At 37.9% G+C, this 13,959-nt stretch carries 9 protein-coding genes and 1 pseudogene; 3 read left to right on the top strand and 7 right to left on the bottom strand.

Features of this window, described 5'->3' with window-relative positions:
- Positions 1 to 14 precede the first annotated feature (14 nt).
- The 6 genes from ACIQXV_RS26465 to ACIQXV_RS26440 are packed head-to-tail and all read right to left on the bottom strand — an operon-like array spanning position 15 to position 9,181.
- Entirely contained in the window at positions 15 to 893 is an 879-nt protein-coding gene (locus ACIQXV_RS26465; RefSeq protein WP_402964322.1) for a sugar phosphate isomerase/epimerase family protein, read from the bottom strand.
- 39 nt (positions 894 to 932) lie between these two features.
- Entirely contained in the window at positions 933 to 2,828 is a 1,896-nt protein-coding gene (locus tag ACIQXV_RS26460) for a beta-N-acetylhexosaminidase (protein ID WP_402964319.1), read from the bottom strand.
- A gap of 56 nt (positions 2,829 to 2,884) precedes the next feature.
- Positions 2,885 to 5,923, bottom strand: coding sequence for a CBM96 family carbohydrate-binding protein (locus ACIQXV_RS26455; RefSeq protein WP_402964316.1), 3,039 nt, complete (start codon positions 5,921 to 5,923; stop codon positions 2,885 to 2,887).
- Between the two features lie 42 nt (positions 5,924 to 5,965).
- Complete coding sequence (locus ACIQXV_RS26450) at positions 5,966 to 6,793, bottom strand: carbohydrate ABC transporter permease (protein ID WP_402964313.1); 828 nt, start codon at positions 6,791 to 6,793, stop codon at positions 5,966 to 5,968.
- Between the two features lie 40 nt (positions 6,794 to 6,833).
- A complete protein-coding gene (locus tag ACIQXV_RS26445; protein WP_402964310.1) occupies positions 6,834 to 7,790 on the bottom strand; it encodes a carbohydrate ABC transporter permease in 957 nt (318 codons plus the stop codon).
- A gap of 23 nt (positions 7,791 to 7,813) precedes the next feature.
- Positions 7,814 to 9,181, bottom strand: coding sequence for an ABC transporter substrate-binding protein (locus ACIQXV_RS26440; RefSeq protein ID WP_402964307.1), 1,368 nt, complete (start codon positions 9,179 to 9,181; stop codon positions 7,814 to 7,816).
- 162 nt (positions 9,182 to 9,343) lie between these two features.
- On the opposite strand from ACIQXV_RS26440, the gene ACIQXV_RS26435 reads away from it, so the two are divergent.
- From ACIQXV_RS26435 to ACIQXV_RS26425, 3 genes and pseudogenes are all read left to right on the top strand, one after another.
- On the top strand, positions 9,344 to 11,161 hold the full coding sequence (locus ACIQXV_RS26435) for a sensor histidine kinase (RefSeq protein ID WP_402964304.1): 1,818 nt from the start codon (positions 9,344 to 9,346) through the stop codon (positions 11,159 to 11,161).
- Positions 11,143 to 12,186: a response regulator transcription factor gene (locus ACIQXV_RS26430; protein WP_402964301.1), complete on the top strand. Its 1,044-nt coding sequence runs from the start codon at positions 11,143 to 11,145 to the stop codon at positions 12,184 to 12,186. Before ACIQXV_RS26435 ends, ACIQXV_RS26430 begins: the two co-directional genes overlap by 19 nt.
- Positions 12,187 to 12,204: 18 nt before the next feature.
- Positions 12,205 to 12,648: pseudogene (locus ACIQXV_RS26425) on the top strand (M14 family zinc carboxypeptidase); the annotation flags it as partial.
- A 101-nt stretch (positions 12,649 to 12,749) separates the two neighbouring features.
- Here the strand turns inward: ACIQXV_RS26425 and ACIQXV_RS26420 are convergent.
- Positions 12,750 to 13,925: a GNAT family N-acetyltransferase gene (locus ACIQXV_RS26420; RefSeq protein ID WP_402964298.1), complete on the bottom strand. Its 1,176-nt coding sequence runs from the start codon at positions 13,923 to 13,925 to the stop codon at positions 12,750 to 12,752.
- Between the last annotated feature and the right edge of the window lie 34 nt (positions 13,926 to 13,959).

Raw genomic sequence — 13,959 nt, 5'->3', positions numbered from 1 at the left:
CACTTCCCTACAAACTAATTCACTGTTTGGTTATTTGTAACAGTAACATTCTCGAGCATTTGTTTAACTTTTTTTAAATCGTGGGCTAAACGTTCTTTCGGCGGATGGGGGGCTGCACATTCAAGTGTGATCCATTTGTCGTAACCCACTTCCTTAAGGGCATCGAAAAGCGGCTGATGGTTTACTTCACCCTCATCAAGCCTGCACTGGAGGAACTTCTCTTCACCGTGTTTCGTTAAATTAATGAATGTACCTGGTGCACCCGCCTTATCTACCCTCTTTTCATCTTTAACATGAACATGAAATAAATGCCTTCCTAGTCCCATAACAGAGTCTCTTCCGTAATCCGTATCGGTGATGTACATGTTACCGGCGTCATGAATAAGACCCACATTCTCTTCATTTATCATATTTAACAGCTTTAGCCCGCTTTCCACTGTTTCTGCTAAACTCATATTATGAATTTCTAAAACTATTTTTTTGTTATACTCTTTTGCTTTTCCTGCACATTTTTTGAGCCAGTAGGTAGCTTTTTCATAATGATAGTCAGCAGCCAGGAAGGCATTAGGACCGCCTTGGAAAACACGGATCATATCTGATTCCAGGATATTAGCCCACTCTACTATCTGCTGAAATTCAGCAAACGATTTTTCACATTCGTTATCACTTGAGGTAGAGAACCAGCCTAGATAACCTGCTAAGGCAGGAATTTTTATATCGAAGGCTTTTGATAGACTCTTTATTTCTTCTACTCTTTGACGTGATGTTTCTATAGAGAGATGTGGTTCTTTACAGGCTATTTCGATTCCATCAAACCCAAGCTCTTTTGTATTTTCCATAGCCTGATGAATGCTATAGTCAAGAAAAACTCCACTAAATGCTGCAATTTTCATGGTTTTGACTCCTTTTATTTCACAATGATAGAGGGAATACTAAATTTCATTAGGAGAAGCAATCATTCTGTAGAGATTGCATCTTCCTGTTCCCTTTCCTTTCGCTGTTGGAAAAAAGGATAATCTCTTCTCTTCCAGTTCAGAGATGGTTGTGATGTCACCAGCTAAATACCCTTTTATCCTTTGATTCGCTGTGTGTATTCGTGCTAAAAGTCCACCGTATCGAATATCTAAAACTTCCCAGCCAAATGGTTTATGTGTTTTCATCCATTGTTTATAATGAAGATCCCACAGCCTCTTGACTCTTTCCTCTAAATCAGGAAGAACACGTAAAGCGATATGTTGCAGTTCATTCTTATTCTGAGCATCATAAGCTTTCTTGAGGTTTATTCCTAATTCACTTTTAAGTGCCAGCACAGAACAAAGCTGGATCGGTACATCAAACAGTTCTCCCCAGACTCCAGCAAGATCTTTAGCCTGTTCCAATTTACTTCCCATTTCTTTAAAATGAATTTGAATGTCGATCCCTTCAAAATGCTTATCAAATAATCCTAAAAGTGGATCCTGCCACAATAAATATTTAGAAGGGTTTTCCGTCTCGAGTGGACGTTCAGCTACATCCTGAGCCGTTCCCGGTGCTGCATCTATTTGGCCAAGCATAAGAAACGCCTCCATATTAGCTCCCGTACAATAGTTAAATCTTTCTTTTAATTTATCTTGGTCAAACTCTCTGGCATATCCATGTTCTGCATACAGCTGTAAGCCCAAAAGTGCAGTAAATGGATCCGTTTCCGCGCCATTGTCTCCCCACAAGGTCGCAAATACTTCTTTAATCCCTGTTTCTTTACAGGCAGCAAGGGCCGCATTTGTAGAGGAAAAGGTTTTATCGTAATGGACGGTTAAGCCATTCCACGTCCATATACCCCCGGCAAAAATAGGATGAGGACTAAACTCCAAATGCTTTTGTATATAAGTTTGATAGAAGCTTTCATCTTCATGATAGTAGTCCCAATAAACATATTGGACATCCTTAGGCATTTGCTCCTTCACTTCATTTGGAATGTTTGCCTTTAGGTCATAATAATTCCTGTCTTTTGAACCTAAGCGAAAATACATATCACTCCAAATCATGGGATGCAGCTTGTAATCATCTGTTATTTCCTTCACTCGTTTTAAATGATTGCTCATGATTTGAAAACTGGATTCAAAACCAAATAAATCTAAATAGGTTCCTCTCCCTAAAAAGTGAGCTTCATCCATGCCGATATGAATTCGATTACTGCGAAACGGCTCGCTTGCTGACCGAATCATTTTTTCAATAAGCTGATAGGTCTTATCTGATCCTGCCAATAAGATATCGGTTGTATCTCTTATTTCACTATTAATCTCCCATCTCAAAAAGCTGGAAAGATGGGCTAGCGTTTGAATACATGGGATGATTTCAATTCCAAATACATCCGCAAAATCGTCGAGTTCTTTCAGTTCTTTAGCGGTGTACCGGCCCCGCATATAACCAAAATACGGTTCATCACGTATTTCGTACGTATCCTCCATGTAAAGCAACAAAGTGTTCAGGCCCATGATGGCCATTAATTGCAGCCATTTTTTGACCGATTCCACCTTCCAAACTGCATTTCTAGAACAATCAATCATAGCTCCATTCATGGTAAATTGAGGTTCTTCTATGATGTTAAAGGATTCCTCTCGAACTGCATGCTCAAGAAATAATCCTAACGCACGAAAGAAATGTATCTTTTTGTTGTACCGAATATGGCCTTGATGCTGCTCCAGGGATACCAAAATTCCCCTTTCATTTCCTTGCTCTACCAATATTGGAATACCATCGTCTGACAGGACAAATCTCCTGTCAGACGCAAGCATTTCGACGCCTGCTCGTAAATCACCTAGCTCTTTTTGGAAGAATAATTTTATCATGATTTTCCAACCCTTTCCTGCTAAGCCATGTATCAATTAACCCTTAAACAATAGAATTAAGGATTGAGTATTAAGTAGGGCTGATTTTCCTTGTTTTTGCTGCTATTTATTTTCACAATCATACTTTTTGTCTTTGGATCCATGAATCTGAAGGTAACCACCTTATCCGAAGTCTGTTTTCTTACTAACTCGGAGACGTCCACACTGTACCAATCAGCGGATTGAATAGGAACCGTTCCCAATGCCTCAGAAACGCCACCGATTCGATTATTCCAGTTCATGGTGGATTGATTCCAATGGTTATTGACATATCCATTAATCTCTAGTTCTACTGATTTACTAAGACTTTCCGGAACGTAAAAATACAATTTAGCAGAATCAATCGGTTTATTATAGGCAGAATAATCATACTTCATATACGCTAACCGGTCTCCACCGCCATTGGCACTTGGGAAATCAGCAACCTCTAAAACTTCTGCAGCGCCAAAATTCTCCTGAGGGCTATTTTCATAAACATACGTATCATCAGCTGCAAAGAATTTATTAACCACAGGGCCTTCTCGAACGATATGAATGGTATACATGTCCGTTGAGCCATCCCTGTTTGCCACAATGAGTGAGACTGTATTCTTCCCTTCCTTCAGCACTACCTCCTGTGAAGGACTTCCACTGCTTACTTGTTTGCCATTGACTGTGATCACACTGTCCGACTGAGCCGCTGTTGGTGTAACGTGTACTGAGCTTACTTCATTTGGAACTTTAACCGTGTAGCTTGTTGTATTCGGTAAAAACTTTAATGGTCCAGCACTGACAGTAAGATTACTTAATCCTGCTTTTGGGTAAAGCGTAGTCGAGTGCGGTTGATCATAGGCAGCAGCCCAATAATATCCTTTTGCTGTAACACGTCTCGGTTCGAATCCAATTTGTGTGTCTGTCAAAATGGTTTCAGATGAAAGGCTGATTGCCCCCTCTTTATTCACCAATCCTCCTACATATTTGCCGCCTGCATAGGTAAACCTTCCTTCAATATGTGCATCGGTAATAGGAGTAAGTGTCTCTTTGTCTACTAATTCCATATAGGCAGATGCCTTTGAAGCTTGAAAAGTGATACTCATATTTTTAAGAATCATTGGTTTCAATGTGGTATTTCCTGTTGTCGCAGACGTTTCTTTAGATATCGGTCCTATTTTCCCACTCAGATCCATCGCAGCTACTTTATAATAATAGGTTATATTCGGTAACAGCCCGACATCACGGAATGATTGTCCTCTGGCTAATCCCGCAATATTAGTTGAGTCAGGTGTAAAATCTTTTGTTGTGCCTCGATAAATAATATATCGGTCAATATCTGTGTCATCGTAGGCCATTCCATATGATAGTTCAATTTCTTGATAGCTTTTAACAGCAGCAGTTGGAGGGTGACTAACAGCAGTTGGTTCTTCTGTATCAACAGGCGGCTCCCAGACATAGTGATTTAATCCCCAAGATGAAGGCAAAGTTCGAATAGAATCATAATGATGCAGGGCAATACCACCAAAATATTCACTATCACCAAATACGGAGTAAACTTTATCTAACTCTTGTTCCATGTATGTTCTTCCTTCTTCACGAAACGTAATCGTCGAAGGATCGCCACTATTGGCAATATCCAGTGTCTCTACCCCGATTACGACCGAATTTGGTTTGCCTATTTTTTTGGCGTAATCGATTTCACCTTGAGCACCAGCAATTATGCCAGCTGACCCTTCTGCTGTATCGCGATAATCCATGATAGATATATAATCGCTGATATCTTGAATGTGCTCAGATAACCACTTAGTACTTCCGTTCCAGGTAATGTCTTTTGCGGTATCTGATGAATCAAACCACTTTGGAATTGCAGGACCAAACGGAAGGTTAATCCCTGCTCCGTTTCTTCGCTCGATCATTTTTTGTAGCCCATTAAGATATTGAATTTGAAGGGACGGATAATCTGTTTTAAAATCTGGAGAAATGTATGGTTCAATATCAACATTCACCCCATCAAACGCTTCCATTTTATCTGCTGCGAGATTATAGTTGATTACCTTCTCCATTTCACGAATGGCATGACCATGATAGGCACTATAAGCTCCTAGAAACTGTGGCGAAGTACCGCCTGCTATACACGCGTGTACTTGGTAGCCATTTTCGTGAGCCCATTTTATAAAATCTTTTAACTTATCAGGTGTATCTTCAAAAATATCCATACCGGCAAAACCGCCAACGGCTAAGTAGAGAGTCGTAACCGCATTTGATTGAAAAGTAGTCGTATCTTTGGCAAAGGCATCTAGAACAAGTCTGGATTTTGGATTGAGCAGTAGTTTATAACTTTCAGGCTCCCAAATCCACATAGCACGATCTTGCTTCTTTAATTCAACTGGTTCCTTTGTCCCTTCACCCACTTTTGCATAAGTTGTGAAGCTAACGCCAATATTGCCTTGTTCATCGATGGCCCTGCCTTGGATACTGTATGTTTTGTTTTCATGCTGAGTTGGACTCCATTTATATTGATAATGATTGCCCGTTCGTTTTGCCTCTTGCCAAGGTCCACTGTTTATTCTTATTTGGACAGTTTTAATGGCGCTCTTCGCCTCTGCCTTTACTTGAATAGGCACACTTCCAGCAACTTGCGTTCCATCGCCAGGATTCACAATAGTGACCTTTGGAACATTAGCTTTTGAGTTATCAATGTGCAGTGTTATGGACGGACTCCAAACCCCATAACGAGTATCAACATCCAGCCCCCTTGCATTAAGCGTGATATCCCCATCAATTTCACTTGTATTAAGGTCGTAATACCATGTCCCTGAATCGTCACCATCCTGGTCATCCGTCATGACATCGACCTGCTTTTCACCGTTGACAAATAATTTAACATCGTATGCATTTGTATAAGTCCCCATGATCCGTACTGCTTCTCCAGATACCTGTGCCCCCTCTTGTGGTGAGTCCAGCGTTATCGTTGAAGCTGCCTTTGTTTTAATTGGACCATTAACTGCCACCGAACAAATAATGATTATAGTGAGCAAGATCATCTTAATTTTATTACGCCATTTCTTCTGTTGATCAGCCATCATTAACCCCTCCACTTCTACTTCATCGAATATTGACTGCCATTACTTAATTCCAGAATTATTGAAGTTGCTGACAAAATATTTTTCTGCGAAAAAGAAGACGATTAAGATCGGGATTAAACTAATTAATGCAGCCGCAACCATATACTGTTCATTTCCAACCCATTGACCGCCCAATGATAAAATCCCAATTGGCAAGGTATACTTCTCATTAGTGGTTAAATAAATGATAGGAGCAAGAATTTCATTCCATTTGGTCATAAAAGTAAAAATCGCTAATGTTGCCAGTGTCGGTTTACACATGGGCATAAAAATTTTCCAATAGATTTGCAAAGGATTGCATCCATCTAATTTAGCTGATTCTTCGTATTCTTTCGGAATTCCCATAAATGCCTGCCGCATTAAAAAAATGCCAAATGGCTGTGCCAGCCACTCCAAAATCCAGAGCGGTGTCAATGAATCTAGCAGATGTAAATTCTTAAAAATAATAAAATGCGGAATGATTATGACCACAGGAGGGATCATCATGGTTCCAAGCACCATCACAAATAAGGTATTTTTAAAAGGGAATTTGAGCCTGGCAAAGGCATACCCCACCATTGAACAAGAAATGAGTGCTCCGATAACCGACAAGATTGTAACGGTAAAACTATTGACAGTATAATGAAAGAAATTGCCTAACTTGAAAACCTCGGAATAATTAGACCATTGAAACACACTAGGGATCCACTTTGGAGGTATGGCAGTAAATTCTTTGTACGTTTTAAGTGAATTAAATAGAGCTGTGACAAAGGGCATGACCATGATTAATGCACTAAAAGTAATAATGGAGTATCCTGTTACTTTGCTCCAAACCTTTTGATTCTTCATTTCATAATCTCCTTTCTCTAAAAACTACCTACTTTTATGCCTAATCATAATGAACCCATTTCTTTTGGATTTTTAATTGAATTATCGTGAGTGTGAACAAAATAATAAATAATATCCAAGCAATAGCCGAAGCATAACCCATATGCATGAAGGAGAAGCCTTCACGATATAAATAAAGCATAAGCACTAAGCTGGCATTGTTTGGCCCCCCTGCTGCCGATATATCCGCAGCTCCACCGGTCATTACATAAATTTGCTCAAAGGCCTGAAAGGTGGTAATTGAACTTAACACAATTACGAGAAAAGTAGTCGGTGATATTAACGGAAGAGTAATAGAAGTAAATTTCCTAATCGTTCCGGCTCCATCTATTTCTGCCGCCTCATACAATTCATTTGGAACACTCTGAAGTCCCGCTAAATAAATAATCATGATATAGCCGATCCCCTTCCAAACTGCAACTAAAACTAGGAGGGGTATGACTAAATGCTCGTCGTTAAACCATCTTTGAGGTTCAAGTCCCAATTTTAATAAGAAAGAGTTTGCCAATCCAAAACGCGGATTAAAAATTGCATCTGCTACATACATAATGACTGTCCATGATGAAATGACTGGTATAAAATGTGCCAATCTATAAAGCTTTAATGACTTTAGTTTTTGATTAAGCGCAACCGCGAGTAATAATGCTAGGAATGTTTGTGCAGGGACGAATAGAATGGCAAAGTAAATCGTGTTCCAAAGTGATTTATAAAAAAGTGGTTCATTAAACAGCTTTTGATAATTTTCCAATCCGACCCATTTTGGAGGATTTAACATATCGTATTTACTTAAACTAAAATATAATGAGGCGATTAAAGGCCCAACAACAAATACAATCAAGTGAATAAGATAAGGGGAGACTAGAATAAGTCCCCATCTCCCCTCATGTGAAAAATATTTTCGTTTTTTAGTTGTTGGGATTGTTTCTGCTGCTATATTGTTAACGACTGTATTACTCATTTCGCCAATCCCCGCTTTCACGATTATTTTTTATAAAACTCATCTAGTATCTTTTGAATATCTTTATCTGCTCCTTTTAAGGAATCTTCAATAGATGATTCGCCTAGAAAAGCACGCTGCGCATGTTCATTAAACTTAGCGACCCACTCTTCCCAAACTGCATTCGTGTCTAATGCTCCTGCAAATTCAAAGCTATCTAAAAATGCCTTTTTGTTCACAGGATTACCAGCCGCTTTCAAGAATACATCTGAGTTTGCAACAGATTTCTTTACTGGAACTGCCTCACCAAGTTCCGCCCACTCTTTTTGGACCTCATCTTCTGTCGCCCAGAATTTAATCCATTCCCAAGCTGCTTTTGCTTTCTCATCACTAACTTTTGAATTAATAACCCATGAATTCGAGATAACAGGAGCAAACCTTTTTCCTTCTGGACCTTTTGGCAGCACGGTTACGTCGTAGTTTAAGCCTGCTTCGTTTGCCGCTAACACACGCGCATAAATACCAATTCTCATTGCCGCTGCACCGCTTGGGAATACAGCCATTGGGCTTTGAAAGCTCTTAAGATCGGCTGGGTCGGTAAGAATTCCTCGTTTCATACCATCAACCATCCATTCAAAAGCTTTCTTGTTCTCATCTGAATGAATGATTGACTTTTTCATTGATTCATCCAAGACACCGCCGCCATAGGATTTTAATACAGAGAACCAGCCTTCTGTGATACTGAAGAATGTTAGACCAAATTGTGAAATGTTGTTACTTTTAAAACCAGACTCATTCGCATTTTTCCCACCCGCATCAAGCGTTAATTTCGCTGCAGCAGTCTTAAGATCTTCCCAAGTCCAATTTTCATTTGGATATTCAACATGTGCCTTATCAAACAAATCCTTGTTGTAGTATAAAACACCTATTTGGATTCCTTGTGGAACAGCCCAGTACTTCCCGTTTGCATCTTTATTAAAATCTAATCCATAATAATCGTCTTTGTTTAAGTCTCGATTAATCCATTCGGTTAAATCTTTTACGGCCCCTCTTTCCGCGTATTTCATCACTAAAACTCCATCTGATAGCCAGACATCAGGAGCTTCCTGTGCAGCAATCTGGGTATCTAATTTTTGGTAAAACTGACCATAAGGTGCACTTTGAGAAGTAACTTTAATATTTGGATGTGCAGTCATAAACTTTTTAATTAACGCCTGCATTTTTTCATCAGACTTACCGCCTGAATAGAATCCCAAGTTTATCGTCACTTCTTGTTCGTCGTTAGATTTAGGAGTATCCTTTTTTGTAGATCCACCTGTTTTTTGACTATCAGAGTTAGAACATCCAGATAAAGCTAAAACAAGAATGAGAACGAATACTGTTATTATTGAAATCCAACTTTTTTCCTTCATTACCCTATCCCCCAGTTTTATTTAATATTTATTAAACCGCTTACACTTATTACTTTAAAGACTTTTTTATCCGAATTGAATGAATTTTCTTTACTTACTTGTGTTTTTTTGTTCTAATATTTTTACAACTAAGGCAAAAATAATCATAGGGAAGGTTCTTTTATGAAAACGTCTTCAATAAATAAAAAACTTTTTATTATCATCCTTGTTTTTGTTTGCTTACCTATTTCCATTCTTGGATTGATCTGGTACGAAACGAGCACCAAGACAATTGAACAAGAAGCCATCCAGTCCAACCAAAAGTTAATTCAGCAAACGAATGAGTATTTAGATTTGTATATATCGAATTTGGAAAATTCGACCTACCCCTTGGTCAATAATCCACAAATTCAACATTTTATTAATAGCAAAAGCCTTAGTGACTATGATTATTTCATCTTGGCTGAAAACATAGAAAAGGATTTATTTTCCCAAATGATCTATGGCAGACAGGATATAGCCGGCATTTCTCTGGTTGGTAAGAACAACATGCAAATCAACGATTATACAAGAGTAAAAGAACTATTAAATATGGAGGAAATTAGAAAACGGAATATAGATCTTCTGCAAACGACAGATAAACTGGATAATTTCAATATCATAGGACTCCATCAGATTGGGTCAATGCCTATTTTAACCATTACAAGAAAAATACATAGCAACATTTCCTACCTGTACGAAGGGCTTTTGATTATTGATATCAACCTAAATCAAATCTCGAATATTAGTAAAAATCTCTTAACCGGTAAATCGAAAGTATATATTTTAGATTACAAGGGACAAATCATTTATCACTCAGATAAAAAATTACTTGGTTCTACTTTTTCAAGAGATATTATGAATAAGTATTTGAACAAAACAAGCAATGCCTTTCTGACTAATTTAAATAAGGTAAAAAAATATATTATTTATGAACATTCCCATGTGACTGACTGGATCTTAGTTGCAGAAATTCCTCGGGACCAAATCATTAGTAATTTAATCAAATTAAGAACTGAGACCATTCTTTTAGGGATCATCCTTCTCATTGTTGCGATGGCTGTTGTTGGAGGATTTTCTCTGTCCATCACCAAATCATTATCCTACCTGCAGCGTCTTATGAGGAAAGTAGAATTCGGAGATTTAAATATTGAGATTTCTAGTATTCAAGATCGAAAAGATGAAATTGGCGGAGTATTCAAAAGCTTCTTTAAGATGGTTAGTGAACTGAAAAGGCTTTATGAAGAGATCCAAATATCTAAACTGAGGGAACATGAGCTAGAATTGAAGCAAAAAGAATCGACTTTGCAAGCGATGCAATCTCAAATTAATCCACACTTTCTTTATAACACACTCGAGATCATCAATTCTCACGCCATTGTCGAAAATAATCAGTTAATAAGTAAAATCGCTACCTCTTTAGCCCATATGTTTCGGTATAACTTAGGAAACGCAAAGCAAGTGGTCACGCTAGAAAAGGAAATTTCCCATATTCGCTCTTACCTAGAGATTCAGTGTGCAAGATTCCGCCATTTACATGTCGATATCCAAGTAGACGAAAAAGAATTGGCTGCGATTGGAACCATTCGTTTAACACTTCAGCCATTAATTGAAAATGCCTTTCTTCATGGATATCAAAATCATAAAATGAAGCCCACCTATATCGGAATACATGGTGAAAAAAAATCATCCTATTTCGTGTTGCATATCCAAGATAAAGGAAAAGGAATGGACCCGGCTACCATGGAAGATTATAATCGGGCTTTTGAAAATAAAGAAATTATTCCAATCCATGCACAAGGAAAAAGCATTGGGTTGTGGAATGTCCATCAACGAATTCGCCTCGTCTTTGGTCATCCATATGGGCTGTTGATTAAACAGTCCTCAACTGAGACAGGCACGCTGATTGAATTAAAGTTACCGTATATAGAGGGGGAAGAACAATGTATCGTGTCATGCTAGTGGATGATGAATATATGATTCATCTAAGCCTAAAAAAATTGATTCTATCTATGGAAAACAAGTTTTTAGCAGCAGGTTCAGCCGAGGATGGAAAAGAGGCGTTACAACTATTAGATTCCGTTTCTCCACACATAGTCATTACGGATATATGCATGCCAGAAATGGACGGTCTGGAATTTATTAAGTCAGCAAAAGAGAAATTTCCATCTATAATATTTATTATTCTTTCGGGATTTAGCGATTTTGAATATGCTCAAAAAGCGATTAGATATGGCGTGACCGATTTTTTATTAAAACCGATTGTACCTGAACAATTTATTAAAACATTTGATCAAATCTATACGAAATTAAAAGAAGATGAACGAGCTTTCTCGCAACAAAATGACTGGGTGTTAACTTTGGAAACCTATAAGAAACAATTAGCCGAACATATCTGGAATGCAAATGAAACAGAAGCAAGTAACCTGATAGAAAGCATTTTTAACCATTATCAAACAAAGCAACAAATACCTCTTTCACAATTTCTTGAGAACATCCTTTTTTTCTTAGACAAAGCAATGAAGAAACGAATGCAAAATCTGTCAGTGAAAGTTCCAGATCATTTTCACTGGTCAAACAAAATTGAAATATCCCTTAACCAACTGAAAACAATTATTGACCAAATGATTAAAACCATTCAAAGCTCACGAAACCTTGGCTCAAGACAAAATATCTTAAAAGCTGTTCAATATATGGAAGAACATTTTCCCTATGAGAATCTATCCCTTCAGGATGTATCTAATTTTATTGGAGTATCTGATGCCTACTTTAGCCGCACATTTAAAGAAGAGATGGGCATAGGTTTTATAAAATACCTTATTGACTTACGAATGAAAAAAGCAAAGGAACTATTAGGACACACTAAAATTAAAACATATGAAGTTGCTTTTCATGTAGGCTATAGTGACTACCCTCATTTTAGTAAAACCTTTAAAAAAACGTTTGGTCTTACACCGTCAGATTATCGAAGGATAAAATTATCTTAATGTCTTCGATCGAGGGGGATTAAAGGCCGTGACATTTACCTCGCGAAATATATGTCAAACCCTAGCAATCCGACTATTCTCTTTTTAACCCAGCAACATGGAAATGAACAACTGACGACAGAAGGTGCTTTAGAATTTATTAAACATTTAGGAACAAATAAAATGAAAGGAGTTCTTGAGCACGTAAATATCCTGATCGTACCAATGTTAAATGCTGATGGAGCTATGGGTGATGTCAACTTTTCCCTTGATGACTATGTCGCTGACGGCGGAAGGCATTTGACTCGCTATAATGCTGTAGGTGCCGATTTAAACCGTGACCATGTTGCCAAAATACACCCAGAGACCCAAGCCTTGCATAATAATGTGTTAAAAAAATACAAAATTGATTATATGATTGATCTCCATCATCAAGGAACTCAAAGTGAAATAGATGGGCAATATGTATCAGGTTTTCTTCTTTGATTTCTCCTCGCTCTATTGTTCGTTTTAGGAAAGGGGAGAGGATTACCTCACCCCCTTTCTTTTTTAAAAACAAAAAAGCATACATCCGAATAAATGAATTAAAAAAAGTCAAAGAATGATGATTTCATAGATGGGACTATTTTTTCGAATAGCTCAATCTCCATCTCGGATCCTTTCAAGTATCCCATTTCAAAAAGCTCCATCGGTTTTTTATATCCAAAAAGAATGGCTGAAAGGGAATTGATATTTAAACGAATCCCTTTTTTAGGAGGATGAACACATTGGCCACCAGCTTTTTCTTTAAATACCTTTATTTCGCCATTTCCAATTAAATAGCTTCCATTATTCCAAGGGGCATGTGAATCTTCTAGATGAAGGAATAGCATCTCATTTCCGGGTATAAAAGGAAATCTCCGTAAACATTCTTCAGCATCGACAACTCTTGCCATAAAATAAGGGTTTAACTCTATTTTCACCTTGGGTTGCGGCAGAAAATAAGGAAAAGGATCCTGACTGGCAAGAGTAATCGTCACGGTTTCAACCATGGAGTCATGCTGGCAAATAAAATTCCATAGCCCGATTCTTGCTTCATGGTCCATGGCAACCATCTCCTGCACATCCATTTTTCTTTCCTTCACATTGTAAAGAATATAACCTTTAGCCTCGTTCTCGGAATGGTAATAGACAGCAAGCTGCGAATCTTCATCATATACGTGATGCTTCCACCAATTGGTCTCGCGTTTTAGCATTCCGGTATGTTGAATGCTAAATTGTTGGTAAATCTTTTCAATTTCCTCATTATGGGTCTCTTTTGAATATCTTTTTATGAAACCTTGCTGGCTTTCGAGAAACTTCAGGTCCTTATTTTCAATCGTTATTTTTTTCTGCTCACTTAATATTTCCCATCCATATCTCCGATAAAAAGAGATAGCAAATGGGTGTAGAAGCGATACGATTTGAGCATTTTCACGCATGTGCTTTAAAGAATCGATAATGAGTGTTTTTACATAACCGTTTCGTCGATATTCAGGGTATGTAGCGACACCTGCGATTCCACCCATTTTCCATTCATCATCTTTCATATGAACTTTTAATGGAATAATATGAAGTTTAGCAGCCAGAATGTCCTCATCCCATATTCCTAAAATTTTATGGTTTTTCACCAGTTCTTTTCTAGCAGGTAAGTCAGAATCCTCAATCTTATATTGAAATGCATACATTGACAGTTTTACTGATTCTAAGTATTCATCTTCTCTCACTTCAGTAACCAACATTTAGTCCCATCTCCTTTGCCTAACTACATTTATT

This window comes from Neobacillus sp. NPDC097160 (assembly GCF_044762155.1).
Lineage (GTDB): Bacteria > Bacillota > Bacilli > Bacillales > Cytobacillaceae > Neobacillus.
The sequence above is the reverse complement of the archived record's forward strand: the minus strand, read 5'-3'. Positions and strand labels throughout refer to the sequence as shown.